This window comes from Deltaproteobacteria bacterium, from assembly GCA_020845895.1.
In the GTDB taxonomy this organism is placed as follows: domain Bacteria; phylum Lernaellota; class Lernaellaia; order JACKCT01; family JACKCT01; genus JADLEX01.
In genome coordinates this window covers 110,310-129,407 of record JADLEX010000053.1, presented here as the reverse complement: position 1 = coordinate 129,407, position 19,098 = coordinate 110,310, and the positions used below count along the sequence as shown (strand labels likewise).

The 19,098-nt window shown below is 64.3% G+C and carries 16 protein-coding genes; 8 read left to right on the top strand and 8 right to left on the bottom strand.

The genetic code is table 11. The annotated features are described in order from the left end of the window. The first annotated feature begins 5 nt into the window (after positions 1 to 5). Positions 6 to 1,937 carry a sulfatase gene (locus tag IT350_07105; GenBank protein MCC6157804.1) on the top strand — a complete coding sequence of 644 codons (1,932 nt, stop codon included), beginning with the start codon at positions 6 to 8 and terminating at the stop codon, positions 1,935 to 1,937. On the opposite strand, the gene wecB is transcribed toward IT350_07105, so the two are convergent. After that, the gene (gene wecB, locus IT350_07100; protein MCC6157803.1) at positions 1,925 to 3,031 is read right to left on the bottom strand and encodes a UDP-N-acetylglucosamine 2-epimerase (non-hydrolyzing); all 1,107 of its coding nucleotides are present in this window, start codon (positions 3,029 to 3,031) and stop codon (positions 1,925 to 1,927) included. The two genes, IT350_07105 and wecB, sit on opposite strands and share 13 nt — an antisense overlap. Positions 3,032 to 3,271: 240 nt before the next feature. Here wecB and IT350_07095 point away from each other — a divergent pair, with 240 nt between their 5' ends. Continuing rightward, complete coding sequence (locus tag IT350_07095; protein ID MCC6157802.1) at positions 3,272 to 3,670, top strand: TraR/DksA family transcriptional regulator; 399 nt, start codon at positions 3,272 to 3,274, stop codon at positions 3,668 to 3,670. 52 nt (positions 3,671 to 3,722) lie between these two features. Here IT350_07095 and IT350_07090 read toward each other — a convergent pair whose 3' ends face one another. Then, the gene (locus tag IT350_07090) at positions 3,723 to 4,523 is read right to left on the bottom strand and encodes an ABC transporter permease (GenBank protein ID MCC6157801.1); all 801 of its coding nucleotides are present in this window, start codon (positions 4,521 to 4,523) and stop codon (positions 3,723 to 3,725) included. Between the two features lie 140 nt (positions 4,524 to 4,663). Between IT350_07090 and aroF the strand changes: the two genes are divergently transcribed. Genes aroF through IT350_07075 form a run of 3 tightly spaced genes read left to right on the top strand, consistent with a single transcriptional unit; the run spans position 4,664 to position 7,908 of the window. Then, on the top strand, positions 4,664 to 5,701 hold the full coding sequence (aroF, locus tag IT350_07085; protein MCC6157800.1) for a 3-deoxy-7-phosphoheptulonate synthase: 1,038 nt from the start codon (positions 4,664 to 4,666) through the stop codon (positions 5,699 to 5,701). Continuing rightward, positions 5,691 to 6,593, top strand: a complete 903-nt coding sequence (locus IT350_07080; GenBank protein ID MCC6157799.1) for a prephenate dehydrogenase/arogenate dehydrogenase family protein — start codon at positions 5,691 to 5,693, stop codon at positions 6,591 to 6,593. The genes aroF and IT350_07080 overlap by 11 nt, the downstream gene beginning before the upstream one ends. A 4-nt stretch (positions 6,594 to 6,597) precedes the next feature. Further along, the gene (locus IT350_07075; GenBank protein MCC6157798.1) at positions 6,598 to 7,908 is read left to right on the top strand and encodes a YihY family inner membrane protein; all 1,311 of its coding nucleotides are present in this window, start codon (positions 6,598 to 6,600) and stop codon (positions 7,906 to 7,908) included. Here IT350_07075 and IT350_07070 read toward each other — a convergent pair. Both IT350_07070 and IT350_07065 read right to left on the bottom strand, forming a co-directional pair. After that, positions 7,885 to 9,060, bottom strand: coding sequence for an N-acetylmuramoyl-L-alanine amidase (locus tag IT350_07070; protein MCC6157797.1), 1,176 nt, complete (start codon positions 9,058 to 9,060; stop codon positions 7,885 to 7,887). The two genes, IT350_07075 and IT350_07070, sit on opposite strands and share 24 nt — an antisense overlap. Continuing rightward, complete coding sequence (locus IT350_07065) at positions 9,060 to 9,959, bottom strand: hypothetical protein (protein MCC6157796.1); 900 nt, start codon at positions 9,957 to 9,959, stop codon at positions 9,060 to 9,062. Before IT350_07065 ends, IT350_07070 begins: the two co-directional genes overlap by 1 nt. 411 nt (positions 9,960 to 10,370) lie before the next feature. Here IT350_07065 and kdsB point away from each other — a divergent pair, with 411 nt between their 5' ends. Genes kdsB through IT350_07050 form a run of 3 tightly spaced genes read left to right on the top strand, consistent with a single transcriptional unit; the run spans position 10,371 to position 13,837 of the window. Then, a complete protein-coding gene (gene kdsB / locus IT350_07060; GenBank protein MCC6157795.1) occupies positions 10,371 to 11,138 on the top strand; it encodes a 3-deoxy-manno-octulosonate cytidylyltransferase in 768 nt (255 codons plus the stop codon). A gap of 60 nt (positions 11,139 to 11,198) precedes the next feature. Next, complete coding sequence (locus tag IT350_07055; protein ID MCC6157794.1) at positions 11,199 to 12,863, top strand: CTP synthase; 1,665 nt, start codon at positions 11,199 to 11,201, stop codon at positions 12,861 to 12,863. Continuing rightward, positions 12,860 to 13,837 carry a KpsF/GutQ family sugar-phosphate isomerase gene (locus IT350_07050; GenBank protein MCC6157793.1) on the top strand — a complete coding sequence of 326 codons (978 nt, stop codon included), beginning with the start codon at positions 12,860 to 12,862 and terminating at the stop codon, positions 13,835 to 13,837. The genes IT350_07055 and IT350_07050 overlap by 4 nt, the downstream gene beginning before the upstream one ends. A 22-nt stretch (positions 13,838 to 13,859) precedes the next feature. Here IT350_07050 and IT350_07045 read toward each other — a convergent pair whose 3' ends face one another. The 4 genes from IT350_07045 to IT350_07030 are packed head-to-tail and all read right to left on the bottom strand — an operon-like array spanning position 13,860 to position 19,020. Continuing rightward, positions 13,860 to 14,843 carry a ketoacyl-ACP synthase III gene (locus IT350_07045; protein ID MCC6157792.1) on the bottom strand — a complete coding sequence of 328 codons (984 nt, stop codon included), beginning with the start codon at positions 14,841 to 14,843 and terminating at the stop codon, positions 13,860 to 13,862. An 18-nt stretch (positions 14,844 to 14,861) separates the two neighbouring features. Continuing rightward, on the bottom strand, positions 14,862 to 15,863 hold the full coding sequence (locus tag IT350_07040) for a ketoacyl-ACP synthase III (protein MCC6157791.1): 1,002 nt from the start codon (positions 15,861 to 15,863) through the stop codon (positions 14,862 to 14,864). 9 nt (positions 15,864 to 15,872) lie between these two features. Continuing rightward, complete coding sequence (locus IT350_07035; GenBank protein MCC6157790.1) at positions 15,873 to 16,886, bottom strand: galactose-1-phosphate uridylyltransferase; 1,014 nt, start codon at positions 16,884 to 16,886, stop codon at positions 15,873 to 15,875. A 4-nt stretch (positions 16,887 to 16,890) separates the two neighbouring features. Further along, entirely contained in the window at positions 16,891 to 19,020 is a 2,130-nt protein-coding gene (locus IT350_07030; GenBank protein MCC6157789.1) for a DUF1926 domain-containing protein, read from the bottom strand. Positions 19,021 to 19,098 lie beyond the last annotated feature (78 nt).

Sequence of the window (19,098 nt, the reverse complement as noted above, 5' to 3'; positions counted from 1 at the left end):
TTTCGATGATTCCCGAAACGACCGTTCGCGAAGCTCTCCCGAAAGTCGCGAAGCCGACTCGATCCGGGCAATGGCGGCGCGTTTTCATCGCGCTGTGGGGCTTTGGACCGATCCTCGGATCCCTTGCGGCCCTGCGGACGATTCTTACGCACGGCTACCACGAGCGCGGGCTGCCGGGACTCGTGGCGTGGGTTTGGCGTGAGGCGCTCGCCGATGGGCTTCGCACGGCGTTTTGGGGCGCGCTGGTCGTGGCGCTATTTGCGCGCCTCGCCTCGCGGATCGAGCCCGATCGCCGCCGCCGCCGTCGCGCGCTGATGATAACGCCGCTTGTCGCGACAGCTCTCCTCGCGGGAGCGCTTGTCGGCGGCGCGTGGTGGTTTCGGCCGGAACTGGGCGGCGCGCTCGCCGAGGACATCAACATCTGGCTCGTCGTCGGCAACGTTGTGTTGCCGGCCCTCGCCGACGAGACGCGGATTCCGAGGTTTCTCCTCGCCGTCGTCGTGGCGAATTTTCTCGTGGTCGCGTTCGTGGTATCCCGGCAGCTGTTTCGGCGCGGGCACGTTGCGGCGGAACCGGTTCGGGTCGGTCGCGCCCTGCGATGGAGCGCCCGTCTCGGCGGCGTGAGCGTGGCGTCCGGGATCATCGCGATGGCGTCGCTCGCTCGCGATCCCGTTCCGGATCGTCCCGACATTGTGCTCATCAGCATCGACACGCTGCGCGCCGATCACCTCTCGATGTCCGGTTATGAGCGCGAGACCGCGCCAAGGCTGGCGAAGCTCGCCCGTGAGGGCATCGTCGCCGACCGCTTCATCTCCCACGCCCCGTGGACGCTGCCCACGCATATGTCGATCTTCACGGGGCGGCGTCCGTGGGAGCACGGCGTCACCTCGATCGAGAAGGTGCTCGACGCGGGTGCGACGACGCTGGGCGAAATTCTCAAAGACGCGGGCTACGCCACGGGCGCGGTGGCGACGAACTACCTGCTCAGCCCCGCATTCGGTTTCGCGCGTGGATTCGACCGCTATCAACTTCGGCCGGATTTTCGCGCCTCGGTGGTCGTGGACCTCGCCGCGGATTGGTGGAAACGCACCGCCGGGCCGCGCTTCCTCTTTTTGCACCTCTACGACCCGCATTATCCCTACGCGCCGCCCGACGATACGCTCGGCCGGTTTGGCCCTGTCGCGGACCGGGTGGACGATCTGCAGGGGCTCGCGTTTCTCGACTTCGCGCGGGCGGCGGCGGGGTTTTCCCTCGCCGAGCGAACGGCGGTGATTGACCGCTACGACGAGGAGATCCTCGCGGTAGATGCCGCGATCGCGAAATTGCTGGAAACTTTGGACGCCGACGGCGCGAGGAAGCCGTGGATCATCGTGACCTCCGACCACGGTGAGGAATTCGCCGATCACGGCATGTGGGGGCATTCGGTCACGCTTTACGAAGAAATGATCCGCGTGCCGCTCATCCTCCGCGCGCCGGACGCGGCCTGCGCGGGGCTTCGCGACGCGGGTCTGATCGAACAGCGAAAGCTGTTCGACCTGATCGCGGCGATCGGCACGAGAGACGAGGCTCTCCCGTGCGTGGATGGTCGGTCGCCGGAGCTGTTGCGAAATCTGGCGGGGCCGATCGCCATCGCCGAGAGCGAGGTCTTCGGGCCGCATCGATTTGCTGTGCGTACCGAGACGAAGAAACGGATCGAGCCGATCTGTTTCGATCTCGACGCATTCTCCGTCGATCATCCGGTGGAACTCTACGACTTGGCCGCCGATCCTAGCGAGAGAATGAACCTCTATCCCGAGGCCGATGACGAGAGCCTCCGCGCGCGACTGGAACGCGAAAATCTGGAACGCCTGAACCGACTCGCGGAGTCGGAGGGCGAGACACGGGACATTTCAGATATCGAACGGGAGCGACTGCGTTCGCTGGGCTATTTGCAATAGGCCGGGACGATGTCCGCGATGCGCTTCGACGCGCGACCGTCGCCGTAAGGGTTTTTCGCTTCGGCCATCGCGCGATACGCGTCGGCGTCGTCGAGCAGGCGCGAGACCTCGCTGACGATCTTGGTGCCGTCGTTTCCGACGAGACGCACCGTGCCCGCCTCGATTCCCTCGGGCCGTTCGGTTTTTTCGCGCATCACCAGCACGGGCTTGCCGAGCGACGGGGCCTCTTCCTGCACGCCGCCCGAGTCGGTGAGGATGATGTGGGCTTTTTTCATCAGGTGGACGAAGGGCTCGTAGTCGAGCGGTTCGACGAGGTGGATATTCGCCGCGCCGGACAGAATCTCGAACACCGGCTCGCGTACATTCGGATTGAGGTGCACCGGGTAGACGAGCGCGCACGCGGGGAACATCTCGGCGATCGCGCGCATGGCGAGGCACATTTGGCGAAACGGTTCGCCGAAACTCTCGCGGCGGTGGGCCGTGATGAGGATCGTCTTTTTCGGCAGCGTCGCGAGGATCGGATCGGTGAAGAGGTACTCGCGCCCTGTGATTTCGAGCAGCGCGTCGATCACCGTGTTGCCCGTGATATGCACGCGGGCGGGGTCGATGCCCTCGCGCAGCAGGTTGTCGCGCGACCAGCTTGTCGGCGGAAAGTGGACGGCGGCGAGGCGCGAGGTGAGCTGGCGGTTGATCTCTTCGGGAAAGGGCGACCAGGGGTCCCAAGTCCGCAACCCCGCCTCGACGTGGGCGACCGGGATTCGGCGATGAAAGGCCGCGAGCGCACCGACGAAGGTGGTGGTGGTGTCGCCCTGGACGAGGACGACGTCGGGCTTCAGCCGGTCCATCGCCTCGCCGAGGCCCTCGATGGCACGGGCCACGATCATGTCGAGGGATTGGTTGGGACGCATGATCGCAAGGTCGATGTCGGGCACGATATCGAACAGACGCAGCACCTGATCGAGCATCTGACGGTGCTGGGCGGTCACGACGACGAGAACCTCGTAAGTATCCGATCTCGCTCGCATTTCCCGGATCACCGGGGCGAGTTTGATGGCCTCGGGCCGTGTGCCGAACACGAACAAACTCCGAATCAACGCACCCTCCAAGGCGGCCTGCCGCCGCAAACGTGCGACCGAATGCTATCGGGCGATCGCGGGACGGTCAATTCCGCCCCCGTTTCGCCCGTAAGTGCCGAGAATTCTTGAGAAAGCATCTCATTTGGACGACGGGAAGGCGTTTCGTGCGAGAAAGCCTTGAAAAATCCCGCCACACCGATTATAAAACGCGGCCCATTGCGTCCTCGGCACCCCCGATGTCGGAGGAAACGGTTGATGATGGAACTGACCGTAGAAGAACTCGAACAGTATCGCGCCACGCTGTTACAGAAGCGCGAGGAAATCATCTCGAAGGCCAAGTACACCCTCGGTGAGGGCAGCCTTTCCGGCGGCACCGAAGGCGACGAAGCCGATCAGGCGAGCCACGCAACGGAGGCCGCCTTGGCCTGGCGGTTGCTGGACAAGGACCGAAAGCTCCTGCGGGAGATCGAGCACGCCCTTGCCAAGTTCGAGGAAGGCGAATTCGGATACTGCGAGGGCACGGGCAAGCCGATCGACAAGCGACGGCTCGCGATTCGCCCGTGGACGCGTTATTCGGTCGAACACAAGTCCGAACTGGAACGCGAGAAGCGGCAGCGTCGGGCCGGCAGCGGCACGAAGATCGACACGCTGTTCTAGCTCAGGCACTTCCTGAAGTTTCGAAAACCCCGGGGTCGCGCTCGGGGTTTTTTCATATCAGGTCGGCGAAGTCGCGCGAAAGCCGCCGAAACCACGCCCACCCGACGACGAGCATGAGCAGCGGTGCCAACGAAAAGTAGAGGAAACCCAGGGGCTCGGGCATCTCGTCGCCGAGCAGCGCCGCGCGATATGCGTTGATCAGCCACGAAGCCGGATTCAGATAAAACAGGTACACGACCTTCTCCGGCACCAGCGACATGGGGAACACGATCGGCGTCCCGAAGAACCAGAGCGTCAGCACCGCGCCGATCATCTCCCGGGCGTCCTTGTAAAAGACCGAAACGGCGCTCACGAACAGCGTGATCCCAAGCGTGAACATCAGTTGCAGGGGCAGGATCGCGATGAGCAAGCCGACGCCGATCCCGCTCGGCACGATGTGGCCGACGATGACGAGCACCGGCACGTACACGGCCATGGCGATGAGCTCGTGCAAAAAAGCTCCGATCACGCACCGCATCGGCATCAGGAATTTCGGAAAATTCACCTGCTTCACGAGGTCGCGGTTTTCGAGAAAGACCTGCGACGATCGATGGATCGCATCGGAGATCGCCAGCCAGGGCAGCATGCCCGCGAAGAGGAAAAGGCCGTAGTTTTTCGGCCCCGCGTTGCCGCCCACGTTGATGTCGAGGATGTAGCCGAAGACGAAGGTGTAGAGCAGCACGAGCAGAAGCGGATGAATGACCGACCAGAAAAAGCCCAGAAAGCTCGCGCCGTACCGGTTGCGCAGATCGGTTCGGACAAAGCCGCGAAGCAGATAGCGGTGGCGGTAGATGTCGACGAGTCGGTCGGACAACGGGTCTCCCGCAAAATCGAGCGAGGATCGGGATCGGGGACATCATAGGGAGGGCGTCCCCGACTTGTCATCCCCTCGGGCGGGTGAAATACTACTTCGCTTTTTCACGCGGCCTTTCGCCGCCGGTTGGGAGTTGGAACATGGTGATCGTGATGGATCGCTACAGCACGCCCGAGCAGATCGACGCCGTAATCGAGAAGGTCCACGGTTTCGGGCTCGACGTGCATCGCAGCGACGGCGTCGAGCAGACGGTGCTGGGCGTGGTGGGCCACGGCGGCAAGCTCGCGCGCGAGGAATTTCTGGTCATGCCCGGCGTCACGGACGTCGTGAAGATCTCGTCGTCGTACAAGCTGCCCAGCCGCACGTTTCAGAAGGACGACACGATCGTGGACGTGGAAGGCGTGCTGATCGGCGGGCCGGAGGTCGTCGTGATGGCCGGGCCGTGTTCCGTCGAGAGCGAGGAGCAGATCAACGTGTCGGCGGCGGCGGTGGCCGCGTCCGGCGGTCGGATTCTGCGCGGCGGCGCGTACAAGCCGCGATCTTCCCCCTCCAGTTTTCAGGGCCTCGGCCTCGATGGACTCAAGCTTCTGCGCGACGCGGCGGACCGATACGGCCTGAAGGTCGTATCCGAGGTGATGTCCACCGAGCAGATCGAGACGATGCTGCCCTACGTCGACCTGTTTCAGGTCGGCGCGCGCAACATGCAGAACTTCACGATGCTGACGGAACTCGGCAAGCAGCGAAAGCCGGTGCTGCTCAAGCGCGGCCTGTCGGCCACCATCGAAGAATGGTTGCTGTCCGCGGAATACCTGATGGCGGGCGGCAACATGCAGGTTGTGCTGTGCGAGCGCGGCATCCGTTCCTACGATCAACAGACGCGCAACATCATGGACATTTCGTCGATTCCCGTGGTGAAGCATCTGTCGCACCTGCCGATCGTGGCCGATCCCAGCCACGCGACCGGCATCCGCGACTACGTCGCGCCCGTCGCGCGGGCGGCGGTGGCGGCGGGGGCTGACGGACTCATGGTCGAGATTCACCCGAATCCCGAGAAGGCGCTGTCCGACGGCCCGCAATCGCTCTATCTCGACCAGTTCGCCACGCTCATGCGGCGTTGCCGGATCATCGCGACCACACTCGGACGCAATATCGCCCCCGAGCGGGACGATGGCATTTAGGCGCGTCGTCATCGCCGGCTTCGGTCTGATCGGGGCGTCGTTCGCGCTTGCGGTGCGCCGCGTCGCGCCGGCCACGGTCATCGAGGCCGTCGATGTACCGGAACAGCTCGCGCGATTGCGCGGGCTCAGTGCCGCGGATCGCGTCGAATCGGTCGATGCCTTGCCGCGACTCGCCGTCAACGCCGATCTCGTCGTGCTCGCCGCGCCGGCGCAGCACATCCCCATGCTCATCGACGACGTCGCGGGCGCGATCGGACCAGGGACGCTTGTGACCGACGTGGCGGGCGCCAAATCCGCGATCTGCGCGCACGCGGCAAAAACGCTGGGCGGCGGCGCCTTCATCGGCGGCCATCCGATGAGCGGATCGGAGCGCTCCGGCGCTTATGCCGCGGACGCACTGCTGTTTCACCAGCGGCCTTGGATTCTGTGTCCGCTGCCGGGCGTAAATCCCGATCGAATGCTCGATCTCATCAGATTCGTCGAGTCGCTCGGCGCGCGACCGATCACGCTCGATCCCGCCGAACACGACCGGCTCGTCGCGATGATCAGCCACCTGCCGCAACTCCTTGCCACCGCGCTCATGCGTACGGTCGGGGGCGCGGTCGAGGACCGCGACCTCGCGTTCAAGATCGCCGGCAACGGATTTCGCGACATGACTCGGCTGGCGGCTTCGGATTTCCGACCGTGGAGCGGCGTGCTTTCCGGCAATCGGGCGGATATCGAGCGGGCGCTCGATGAATTCGAGGCGACGTGGCGCGACTTGAGACGTCGATTGCGTGACGGCGAGATTGAGGGATTGTGGAACGAGGCCGCGACGATGCGCCGTCGCGTTCTCGATCGCACGCTCGAAGCGGTGCCGAGAACGCGCCCCCTCGTGGACGCAAAAGGCTGAAGTCTTGAGCATTCTCGAAAGGCTCTTCCGTTACGACCCCTCGGGCGATCCACCGATTCAGCGGCGCGCGGTGCGTTTCGCGCAGTTCGTGGCGCAACTTTTGGGCGAATTCGGCAAGGACGCGTGCGTGGTGAGGGCGAACGCGCTGGCCTACGCGTCGCTGCTCGCGCTGGTGCCGCTGACGGCGGTGCTGCTCTCGATGTTCTCGGTTTTCGCGGCGTTCGGCGACATGAAGGAACGGTTGCAGGAGTTCCTCTTCACGAACCTGATTCCGGCCAAAAGCGGCGAGATCATGACCTACATGAACACCTTCGCCGCCAACACGAAACAGCTCGGCGCGATCGGCGCGGTCGCCATGCTCGTCACGTCGGTCATGCTGTTTCAAAACATCGAAAAAAACATCAACGCGATCTGGAAGAACAAGGGCAAACGGCGCTTCGTTCAGAAGGTCATGATCTTTACGGCGGTGCTGGTGTGGGGGACGGCGTTTCTCGGCGCGAGCTTCTACATCACCGGCAAGGTCCAGAAAATGATGATCTATCAGGAGATCATGCAGATCGGATTTCTGTCGCGCCTCCTCTGGTCGCTGTTTCCGGTGGTCTTCTCGTCGCTCGCCTTTGCGTTCGTCATGACCGTCGTTCCCGCGACGAAGGTCCGTTTTCGCAGCGCCCTCATCGGTGGCGTGACCGGGGCCATCCTGTTCGAAGTCGGCAAGCGCCTTTTCGCGCGCTGGGCGGCCGGCGCGGTGAGCTATTCCGTCATCTACGGCTCACTCGCCCTGGTGCCGCTGTTTCTCATTTGGCTTTACGTCACGTGGCTGATCGTGCTGTTCGCGACGGAGGTGACTTTCGTCCATCAGAATTTCCACGCGCTGCTCAAGAACCGCGTTTTCGGCGAACTCGACGCGCAGAAGCGCCTGCTGCTGTCCGTGCAGATCTATCTCTTTATCGCGAATCGATTTCGCGACGGGGAGCCTCCTTCCGAGGTCGACGATATCGCCGATCGTTTCGCCGTGCCGATCGAACTCGCCGAGGAGGTCCTCGACGGCTTCGTCGAATCGAAGTTGCTAGCCGTGGTCGAGGAGCCGTCGCCCGGCTTCATCCCGGCGCGTTCACCGGCGGCGCTGCCGATTCGCGAGCTGGTATTCAGCGTGTTTCGGACGCGGGATGCGAAGTTCGCACTGCCCGCCAGCGAATCGACGGATCGACTGGCCGCGGCCATCGTGGATCAGTTCGAAAATGCGGGATACGAGGCAATCGGCGCGGCGGATGTGGAGTCGTTGTTGGCGGATTCAGGGCCGCTCGCCCGCGCGTGATTCGGCGAGCGTTTCGTCATAATACATGATCGCTTGAAACAGCGCCTCGGCGAGCACCCACTGCGTCTGTTCCTCGGCCAGTCGCCGCGCCTCGACCGGATTGCTGGCGAAACCGACCTCGACGAGAATCGCCGGATTCTTCGATCCCACCAGCACGAAAAACGGCGCCTGTTTCACTCCCCGGTTGGGTAGGTGCATGTACTCCACGATGCGCCGCTGCACCGCGGCCGCCAAGTGCTCCGATGCGCGCATGTTGTCGGCGTTCACCATGTCGCGCAGCATGGCTGCCAGATCGTCGCCCTCGGTGAACGCGGCAAACGGCGAATTCTCCTCCAGCGAAACGACGCGGTTTTCCTCGGCGGCCAGCCGCGCCGCCTGCCGGTCGGTCGCCTCATAGGCGAGAAAATACGTTTCCAGGCCGGTCGCCGCGCGATTGACCGATCCGTTCGAATGAATCGACAGGAACAGGTCGGCCTCGGACCGATTGCCGATCTGCGTGCGCCCGGCCAGCGGAATGAAGTAGTCGCCGTCGCGCGTCAGGACCACGTCGATCTGCGTGTTGCGTTCGAGCAGCTCGCGCCGCTTGAGCGCGACACCGAGGTTGATGTCCTTTTCCTTGATGCCCTCGGGCGATGTCGCGCCGGCGTCGTGCCCGCCGTGCCCGGCGTCCACGACGATCTTTTTCAGAACGGACACCGTCGCGGCGAAGGTCGGGGCCACGGCGATCGGCGACGGGTGTACGGCTTCGAGGTGAGCCTGCGTGCCCAGGATCTGGGGCAGGGCGCGCTCGACGAATTCGACCGGGACACACAGTTCCCCGCCCACGAAGCGCGGCGCGTGCGCGAGGCGGCGCGTCTTCGCCCCGGCGACGACGTGTTCGATTCCGGGCGTCAGGAGCACGCTTCGATCGTTCCCGTGGCCGATCAACTTCTCGCTCGACGCGTTCCACGTGACCTGAAACCCCAGCGCCTCCAGCAGCTCGCGCGCACCGATCCAGATCTCGCCGTCCTGCTCGTAAACGCGGCGCAGCGTTGTGGATTCGCCGCCGATCACGACGAGCGTCGCGTCGGCGTATGCGGCGGTCGCCGCGAAGAGAACAACACAAACGCAAGCGACGCGGGCGATCGAACGGCTTCGGACGGGCGAGGGCATCAGTAATCGAAAACGCGCTGGAGATCGACGTCGATGTTGCGGACGTCGTCGTCGTAACCGACCTTCAGCGGATGCATGACGCGGTACGCCTCGTAGCGCACTTCGAGCGCGTAGTCGCCCGGAATGAGTTGGAGTGTGGCGCCCGGCTCGGCGTCGAAAACGACCGTGGGGTGGAGATGATCGACGACGGTGACCGTCGCCCCGAAGAGCGGATGTGTGCCGACGACGACGCGGACGTGGATTCGCTTTCCCGGTGCGTCACTCGCCGCCTCGGTTGCCGGTTCGGCCGGCTCCTCGGGGGCGTTGCGCTCCACGGGAACGTCCTCCCAGGCCACGTCGTCCTCGGAATCCTCGCCCGTATCCGTGAAGAACCCGTCCGTGCGGGCGAACGATACACGCGGCGCGTTCTCCGGCGGAGCTGGGATGGTGACCTGCGGCAAGTAGTCGATCGATGCGAGTCCCAGGCCCCGCAGTTCGTCGTCGAGGTCCCTGCCCGCCGTGGCATTGACCAGAGCCGAGAAGAACCGAACGAGGTCTTCGTCCTTCGCGTTTGCGTGAAAGGTGACGGCGCGAACGTTGTTTTCGAGCATGAAATACAGAAACGCGCTGACCGTGGGATGCGTTTGCGCGGCGTTCGACAGTGGAATGTCGTTGACCTGCAACTGATTGTAGAGTTCGGAAATTGTCGCGTCGTCGCCGGGTTTTTCCCAAAGACGCGCGAGCGACGCGGCGGCCTGCGCGCCGCCTTCCTGAACAATCTTGCTCGAAATGGGGTACCGCTCGATCTTGCCGCACAGATCGAGCAGGGACTCCAGGAACCGCACGACCTCGTATTCGGTAACGGGACCGAACAGGACGTTTTCCTGAAGCGAACGCGTGTCGACGTGCGCGCCGGTCATGTCGGTTTCCCCGCCGATCGAGATGAGATCGGGTGAAATTGTAGACGGGCCGCAAACGGGGTCAACGACCCCGGGGCACGCGGGCGGCCCGGGACGGCCTCAGAGGGTAATCACCAGAATATCACCACTATCCGTAGTGGTAAAGAGGCGAAATCCCACGGAAATACCACAAGATCTGGCTGCCCCCTTCGCGATCGGCCTTGACACGGATCGGCCCTTCGAGGATGATGAACCGGCTCTCCAAAAATCGGATCGAGAGCCGCTCCCGGCCCCATAGGTGACGATCGTCCGTCTCGGAGGTGGAGTGGTGTTTGGGCGACGTGCGCACGTTTTTGCATGGTCTGCGCGCCGCCGCCTCCGCGATCCGAACCCGTCGTTCCCGGCCAAGACGCCGAGCTTCCGGAGGCCGCGATGAAGGTCGTCGCCGTCATTCCGGCCCGGTTCGCGTCCACGCGATTCCCCGGAAAACCCCTTGTCCTGATCGACGGGGTCGAAATGGTGGTGCACGTTGCGCGGCGAGCCGCGCTCGCCCGCTCGGTCGATCGGATCATTGTGGCGACGGACCACGACGCCGTTCGGGACGTCGCCACGCGGGCCGGGTTCGACGCCGTCATGACGCGCGCCGATCATCCCAGCGGAACCGACCGCGTTGCCGAGGCCGCATTGCCGCTCGACGTCGATTTGGTGGTCAACGTGCAGGGCGACGAACCGCTGCTCGATCCGGAACACATCGACGCGGCGGTGGCGCCGTTTGCATCGGACGCGGCCTTGCAGATGGGATCGCTCAAGACTCCGCTTCGGGACGCCGCGGATCTGTGGAATCCGAACTGCGCGAAGGTGGTCGCCGACGCGAACGACTTCGCGATCTATTTTTCGCGATCGCCGATCCCTTTTGTGCGCGACGCGATGGACGGCGAGCCCGTCCGCGAATGGCGGCCGGAGTTCGACGGTATGTTCTTCAAGCACATCGGACTCTATGTGTATCGCAAGGAGTTTCTTCGGCGCTTTACGGCCATGCCGCCGTCGCGTCTGGAGCAGATCGAAAAGCTCGAGCAGCTTCGCGCGATCGAGGCGGGCATTCGAATCAAGGTGCCGACGGTCGAGTCGGACAGTTGGGGTGTCGATACGCCCGCCGATCTGGAGCGCATGCGCGACCGGGTCGGCGGCCGAAAGGAATAGGAACACAATGGTTATTTGCTCGAGGTGCGGGCGGGCGCCGAAATGAGGAGTGATCGGGCGATGAAGAAGAAACACGTGAAATTCATTTTCGTGACCGGAGGGGTTGTCTCGTCGCTGGGCAAGGGGGTCGCGGCGGCGAGTCTGGGGGCGATCCTCGAAGCGCGCGGTCTGCGCGTGGCGATCCTGAAGCTGGACCCCTACATCAACGTCGATCCCGGGACGATGAATCCTTTCCAGCACGGAGAGGTCTTCGTCACCGACGACGGGTCCGAGACCGATCTCGACCTCGGTCACTACGAGCGCTTCATCTCGACACGCACGAGCAAGCGCAACAACTTCACGGCCGGCCAAGTTTACGACTCGGTCATCAGCAAGGAACGCAAGGGAGAGTTTCTGGGCGGCACCGTGCAGGTCATTCCGCACATCACCGACGAAATCAAGGCGCGCATCCGCGCGGCGGCCGAAGGCGTGGATATCGTGATGGTCGAGGTCGGCGGCACCGTGGGCGACATCGAGAGCCTGCCCTTCCTCGAAGCCATCCGCCAGTTCCGTTACGACGAGGGACCTGAAAACACGGCGTACATCCACTTGACGCTCGTGCCGTATCTGGAAGGGGCGGGCGAACTGAAAACCAAGCCGACGCAGCACTCGGTCAAGGAGCTGCGCGAAATCGGCATCCAGCCCGACGTCATCATCTGTCGGTCGGATCAGCCTCTGTCGAAATCGATCAAGGCCAAAATCGCTCTGTTTTGCAACGTCAAGGAAGAGGCGGTGATCTCGGCGATCACCGTGTCGCACGTCTACGCCATTCCGCTGCACTTCCACGAGGAAGGCATGGACGACATCATCCTCGAGACGCTGGGCGTGTGGGCGGCGGAACCCGACCTGAAGGCCTGGAAGTCGATCAACCGCGCGCTCGTGTCGCCCAAGAAAAAGACGCGTATCGCCATCGTCGGCAAGTACGTTCACCTGAAGGACAGTTACAAGAGCCTCAACGAAGCGCTCGTGCATGGCGGCATCGCCAACAAGACGAAGGTCGAACTCATCTTCGTCGATTCCGAGGAACTCTCGTCGTCGGAGGAGTGCGCGAAGCGGTTCGCCGATGTCGGCGGCATTCTGGTGCCGGGCGGATTCGGTCTGCGCGGCATCGAGGGCAAGATCCTCGCGGCGCGGTATGCACGTGAAAACCGTGTGCCGTACTTCGGAATCTGCCTCGGGCTCCAGATCGCCACGATCGAATTCGCCCGCCACGTGTGCGGCATGGAAGGTGCCAATTCCACCGAGTTCAACAAGAAGTCGCCGTACCCCGTGATCTGCCTGATGGCCGAGCAGGAAAACGTGACGAAGATGGGCGCGACGATGCGCCTCGGCGCCTACGACTGTCATGTCACCAAGGGAACGCACGCGATGAAGGCGTACAAGGAAACGGACATTTCCGAGCGCCACCGGCATCGTTTCGAGGTCAACAACTCGCTGCTGGCGAAGCTGGAAGAAAAGGGCCTCATTGTCTCGGGGCGCAATCTCGCGCAAAACCTCGTCGAGATCGTCGAGATTCCGGACCATCCGTGGTTTCTCGGCTGTCAGTTCCATCCCGAGTTCAAGAGCCGGCCGGTCGATTGCCACCCCCTGTTCCGCGATTTCGTCGCGGCATCGGTGGCGCACCGTCAGGAGGACTGCGACGAAGGGGCGATCTCGATCCACGAGATGAAGAGCGGCGTTGAATGACGGACCAGTCCCACATCGCCACGGCGCGCGAAGTGCTCGAGTCCGAGCGGCGCGGCATCGCGCAGGTCGCGGATCGTCTCGGGCCGGAGTTCGACGCGGCGGTGAGTCTTTTGCACGCGTGCGTCGGCAAGGTGATCGTGACCGGCATGGGCAAGAGCGGGCACATCGGGTCGAAGATCGCGTCCACGCTCGCGAGCACCGGCACCAGCGCGGTGTTCGTGCATCCCGGCGAGGGCATGCACGGCGATTTGGGCGTGATCGCGAAAGATGACGTGGTGCTCGCGCTCAGCTACTCGGGCAATTCGCCGGAAATCCTGGCGATCCTTCCCTCCATTCGCCGCATCGGCGCGCCGCTCGTGGTCATGACGGGCAAGGCCGACTCGCCGATGGCGGTCGCGGCCGATGTGGTGCTCGACTGCCGCGTGGACGAAGAGGCGTGTCCGCTCGGCCTCGCCCCGACGACGAGCACGACCGCGAGTCTGGCACTGGGCGACGCGCTCGCGGTGGCGCTGCTCAAGAAGAGCGGGTTTTCGGCGGAGGATTTCGCCCTACGCCATCCGGGCGGCGCGCTCGGCAAGAGGTTGCTGCTTCGGGTCGACGATGTGATGGTGACGGGCGATCGCGTGCCGCGCGTCCGCTTCGGTTCCCGCGTGTCCGACGCCGTCGTCGAGATGTCATCAAAACGCATGGGCATCACCGGCGTCTTTAGCGAGGACGACCGGCTTGTCGGGTGTCTGACCGACGGTGATCTGCGACGCGGCATGCAGGCGCACGCGAACCTGTTCGAGCGGTCAGTGGACGAGGTCATGACGGGCAATCCGCGCTCCCTACCGGTGGGGACGATGGCCGTGGATGCCCTACGGTTGATGGAAAACGCGCGGATCTGGGTGCTGTTCATCACCGAATCCGCCGAGTCGCGCCGCGTGGTGGGCGCGCTGCACATGCACGACCTGCTGCGCGAGGGGCTCGAATAGTCCGCGTCCGTTCGCGCCGACCTCACACGCGATAGACCATCGCCCCGAACGCGATCCCCGCGCCGACCGACGCGGCGAGGATCACGTCGCCGCTCTTCACCCGTCCGGACCGGAGCGCGCGCTCGATGTTGATCGGCAGGAGCGCCGTTCCGCAATAGCCGATGCTGTCGTGCGTGGCGGGGACGCGCTCGCGCGGGATGCCGAGTTCGTCGGCGACCGCCGCGCCCCACTCGGGCAGGATCGCGGACCCGATAAAGATCGACACGTCGCTCGCTCCCACCCCGGCTTTTTCCAAGGCGCGGCGGCAAATAGCGGGCATCAGGCGGGCGGTCTCGCGCGCCATCGCATCCATGTCGATGGTGAAATGCCACAGACCCTTTTCGATGGTTTCGCGCGTCATGCGCGGGCGCACGTATGTCCCGGGATCCTTCGCCCAAAACGCCTCGACGTGCGCGGGATCGTTCCCGACCTCCAGCGCGAGGATTCCGGAGTCGTCGTCGCAAGGCGCCAGCACGCACGCGGCCGCGCCGTCGCCGAACCACGGCGTGACGGACGCACCCTCGGGCTCGTGCCGCAGGTAGGTCGAGAACAGGTCGCACGCCGCGAGCAGGACGAGATCGAAGGTGCCCGCGTCGATGAAGGTCCGCGCGACATCGAGCGAGTGCAGGAAGCCGCCATCGCACGCGCGCGCATCGAGGATCGCCGCGCCGGGCAGCGCCCACTCCTTCTGCAGGAACGCGGCGTTGCCCGGAAACTGGTGGTCTGGCGTGACGGTCGAGGCCACGATCGCGCGGACCTGCTCACGCGTGCGTCCCGCCTGAGCGAGCGCGTCATCGGACGCGGACGCCAGGAGCTTCGCGCCGGTCTCTTCTCCGCCGACGTAGCGCCGCTCCGTGGTGCCGACGCGCGATGCGAGGGCCGCCTCGCCGATCCCAAGGGTTGTCGCGAGTTCGGAATTGTCCACGCGACGCCGCGGCAACGCGCTCGCCACGGAAAGAATCTTCACGCCCATTTTGTGCCCCGATCAGAATCGAATCGTAATGGCCGCGGAGGTGAACCCCGCGCCGAACGCCGCCGCGACGACCAGCGACCCGTCGTGGATCAGGCCGGAAGCGCGGGCCTCGAAAATCACGCCGGGAATCGTCGCGGCCGTGGTGTTTCCGTAACGCTCGATGTTGTTGAAGATCTTCTCGTCGGGAATGTTCATCGACGAGCCGACCCACTGGTTGATGCGCAGATTCGCCTGATGAAACGCAAAGCAGTCCACGTCGTCGAGCGCGTGGCCGGTCTTCGCGAGCACCTCGTTGATGATCTCGGGCAGTTCCTTGACCGCCTGGATGAACACGGCGCGTCCGCGCATCTTCGGCCACACCGCGCCCGACTCGTACATCTCCATCGTGAGGCGCGGATGCTCGTAGCTGCGTTCGGCATCCGTCCAAAGGTCTTCGGCGTGCGTGCCGTCGCCGTGCAGCGCCACCGCCAGTACGCCCTTGCCATCGGACGAATCGCCCGCCTCCATCACGAACGCGCCCGCGCCGTCGCCGAAGATGACCGCGATGTCGCGCGATCGCGAGTCGAAGTCGAGGCCGCCGCTCTGGACCTCCGAGCCGATCACGAGCACTCGGCGTGCCCGTCCGGTTCGGATGTACGCATCGGCGACCGCGATGCTGTAGAGGAATCCGGTGCACTGGTTGCGCACGTCGATGGCCGCCACCGGCCCGAGGCCGAGCCGCCGCTGGATGAACGGTGCGTTGCTGGGAAACGAGTAGTCGGGCGAAAGCGTCGCCGCGATCAGCAGGTCGATGTCGCCCGGGCCGATACCCGCCTCGTCCATCGCGTGCTTCGCGGCGATCTCGGCCATGTCGACGTTCGTCATGCCGTCCGGCGCATGGCGGCGCGCTCTGATGCCCGTGCGCTGATGGATCCACTCGTCGCTGGTGTCGATCAACGCCGACAAGTCGTCGTTCGTGACTACTCGGTCGGGCACAAAAAACCCGACGCCGGTGACCTTCGAGCAAACACTCATATCTTCACCTCACGCTCCCGCCGCGCGTAGCGATGCGGCGGCGACCTCGGGCGGCACGGAGTTGATGTACGTGTCGGTCGCCCGCTCGAATCCCGCGGCGCGCCCGAGGCGCGTCGTCCATTCGATGTGCCAGTGAAACACGCCCGGCAGTAAAGGATTTTGGGGTTGCGTGTGCAAGACCCAGTTGTGATCAAATCGCCAGAGCACGCGGCGCATCCGCCGCGCCAGGTCGATCAGGATTTGGGCGGCATCCGCGAGCACCTCATCCGCCGACTCTTCGAACCGCGCTTCGTGAACCGTCGGCGCAATCCACGTTTCGTAGGCGAAACGCGGCGCGAAGGGCGCAAACGCCGCTGCGCACCCAACGCCGGTGATCCAACGCACGCCCGATTCGCGCTCACGTTCGATCACGTCGCACATCAGGCAGCGCCCCGTTGTCGCGTGGTGTGCACCGAAACTTTCGGTTTCCCGCACGAGCGGAAGCGGGACAAAGGGCAGCGACAGAATCTGCGTGTGCGGGTGGGCGAGCGACGCGCCCGCTTCACGGCCCTCGTTGCGAAAGATCTGCGTGTACGCCCATCGCACCTCGTGCGCGTGGGCGGCGGCGCGGTCTCTCAGGATCGTCAGCACCCGCAGGGCTTCCTCAACGCTCGCATCCGCCCAAGTCCAATGATGGTCGGAGTGCTCGATCAGCACCTCGTGCGCGCCGAGGCCCGGCTCGATGTGTTCCCACGGCGCGCCCACTTCCGTGATGTCGGCCGCGTGATTGAGGGCGGGGAACTTGTTCGGAACGACCCGCGAACGCCACCCGGGTGTATTCGGCGCGTTGTCGCGAAGTGCGAAGATTTCCGGCGGCGTTTCGTGTTCCTTGCCGGGGCAGAACGGACATTCGCCGCGCTCGACCGGCGGCTCGGGCTTTGCGTAGGCGTATGGTCGATTGGCCCGGTCGGGAGCGAGGATGACGCGATGTCCGCCGAAAGGATCGACGCGGATCTGGGCGCGTGCCGGGTGCGCCTCGCTCACGTTCTCAGTCCTTCGCGCCGGTGAGAACCGTGAACGTGAAGGACGCGGTCGCGGCGCGACCCGGTTCGATCGCCACGGTTAGATAAACGACGAGGCAGGTGCCCTGATACGTCCGCTCGAATCCGGCCTCCGACTGGGAGACGGTCTCGATCGGGTACTGTCGAAGCGTGGCCTTCGAGTCGAGATCCACGGACATGGTGAAGTCCTGCCAGCCGTCGTGAAGCGCGACCAGCGACGTCGTTGCGTCAAACGATTCGCGCGGCGAGTGACGCAGCCCGTTGACGGTGACCCATCGGTCGGAAGCGTCCGCGGCGAGCAGCGTAAAATTCATCTCCGCGGCCCACACGAAACGCACCGCCGTCGCGCCGGTATTCGTCCAGCGATAGCTCACAACGAACTCGGGCGTGTCGGCCGCGACGCGAAATTCCTTTTCGATGCGGATCGGCGCGGCGACGCCGTCCGCCGAGATTTCGGTCGAGGCGACGAGGCGCGCGCGGGGCGAATCCGAGTCCGGGCCGACGGAAAAGTCATAGCGCAGATCGGCGAGGCGACCGACGGATTCCGGGATGTCCGAAAGCGTCTGGTCCAGAGTCGGAATCTCGGCGAACGCACGGTCGCGAAACGCCACGCGGGTGTGCCGGTCGTAACGCAGATATTCTTCGAGGCCGGTTTCCTTCGCGACAATCATGTCGTGCGCACTGACGACGCCGTCGCTCGTCGCGGTCGAAGCCTGCCGCACGCGCTCGTGATAAATCTCGCGGCGACGCGTCATGACGTTCGTGATGTCGAAATTCTGTCGGACGAGCACGAGATCGGCGAGCGTGCCGCCGTCCGCCGGATTGACGACGGCGCGATACCACGGCGATTCGAGAATCACGTCGTGGCGACCGTCGAGATCGAAGTCGGCGACCTCGACCCGCGCGCTCGAAGCGCCGCCGTGGAGCATGAGGTCGGCGTAGCTTTCGGCCTGCGCCAGATGGCGCGTGACGGCGTCGCGCAGATAATTGAGATACAGTCCGCCGAAGAGGCCGTGCCAGTAGGCGCAGTTGCACTGGCCCTTCATCAGGGCCGTCATCGCAAGCGTCGTGTGAGCGCTGACCTCCGGGCAACGAGCGATTTTTTCGGACACGCGCAACATGCGCTTGTGAAGCCTGTTCGCCTCGTCGTATTTCACCAGGAAGTTGTCCCAGAATCCGCCGCGGATAAAGCGCTCCGACTGCTCCCACTCACCGCGTTTTTTCAGATCCTCACCGAGCTTCTCCAGCGCGACGCCGGCCTCGGTCGGCAGCGCCCACTGGGTCATTTCGTGATAGCTGGTCGCGGGCAGGTAAGAGCGTCCCGTGGCGGGCACGCGGTCGAACGCCTCGGACAGCGTGGCCGTCGTCAGCCAATCGGAGTTTTTCGCGAGTTCGTCGAAGAATTTTTCGAGCCACCTGCGTTCGTAAACCCAGTCGTAGGTGTTCGGCCACAGTCCGAATTTCTCGCCGTCGTCGCCGTAGGTTACGCACGTTCCGGGTGACGCCTCGCCCAGCTTTTTCAGGATCTCGACCGTCTTTTCCGGTTCGGCGAAGGGAATCGCGTAACGCAGGTCCTTGCGGATCGGAAAGATGTGCACCGCGCGGCCGAGTTTTTCGGCGACGTAGTGGCCGATCATCGCGTCGGGCTCGACACCGGATGCGCGGAAGTGACTCTCGTCGAGCAGGGTGTATTCCACGCCGTTTTCCGCGAGCAGTTCGGGCAGCCCCGGTTCCCAGATGCGCTCGGTGAGCCAGATTCCGCGAGGGCGGCGACCGAAGCGGCGTTTCACGAACGCGGCCATGGTCTCGATCTGCATCGCCGCGTCGCGCCGGGGAATGATCGTGAGGATCGGCTCGTAGTATCCGCCGCCGAGAATTTCGACGCGCCCGGCATCGACGAAAGACTTGAGTCGCTTGAGGTAGCCGGGCTGATGCTCTTCCATCCAATCGAGCAGGGGTCCGGAGGTGTGCAGCGAGACGCGGACGGTCGGATGGTTGTGCAAGACGTCGAGAAACGGCGCATAGCTCTTTCGGAACGCGTCGTCGAAGACGTGACCAAAGTTCCCCACGGGTTGGTGATTGTGCAGCGCGATGCAGAAGGTGACGGGGTTTTTCACGCCTGACGGCTCCTGGCTCGGGAAATCGGCGCGGATTTAGGGCATGGCCGCGCCAGTTGTCAATGACGCGGCCACGTA

Bases quoted from the DNA above. Each gene is read 5' to 3' on its own strand.
- IT350_07105 (MCC6157804.1), top strand. From the start codon at position 6: ATGATTCCCGAAACGACCGTTCGCGAAGCTCTCCCGAAAGTCGCGAAG.
- IT350_07095 (MCC6157802.1), top strand. From the start codon at position 3,272: ATGGAACTGACCGTAGAAGAACTCGAACAGTATCGCGCCACGCTGTTA.
- aroF (MCC6157800.1), top strand. From the start codon at position 4,664: ATGGTGATCGTGATGGATCGCTACAGCACGCCCGAGCAGATCGACGCC.
- IT350_07080 (MCC6157799.1), top strand. From the start codon at position 5,691: ATGGCATTTAGGCGCGTCGTCATCGCCGGCTTCGGTCTGATCGGGGCG.
- IT350_07070 (MCC6157797.1), bottom strand. From the start codon at position 9,060: ATGCCCTCGCCCGTCCGAAGCCGTTCGATCGCCCGCGTCGCTTGCGTT.
- IT350_07065 (MCC6157796.1), bottom strand. From the start codon at position 9,959: ATGACCGGCGCGCACGTCGACACGCGTTCGCTTCAGGAAAACGTCCTG.
- kdsB (MCC6157795.1), top strand. From the start codon at position 10,371: ATGAAGGTCGTCGCCGTCATTCCGGCCCGGTTCGCGTCCACGCGATTC.
- IT350_07055 (MCC6157794.1), top strand. From the start codon at position 11,199: ATGAAGAAGAAACACGTGAAATTCATTTTCGTGACCGGAGGGGTTGTC.
- IT350_07050 (MCC6157793.1), top strand. From the start codon at position 12,860: ATGACGGACCAGTCCCACATCGCCACGGCGCGCGAAGTGCTCGAGTCC.
- IT350_07040 (MCC6157791.1), bottom strand. From the start codon at position 15,863: ATGAGTGTTTGCTCGAAGGTCACCGGCGTCGGGTTTTTTGTGCCCGAC.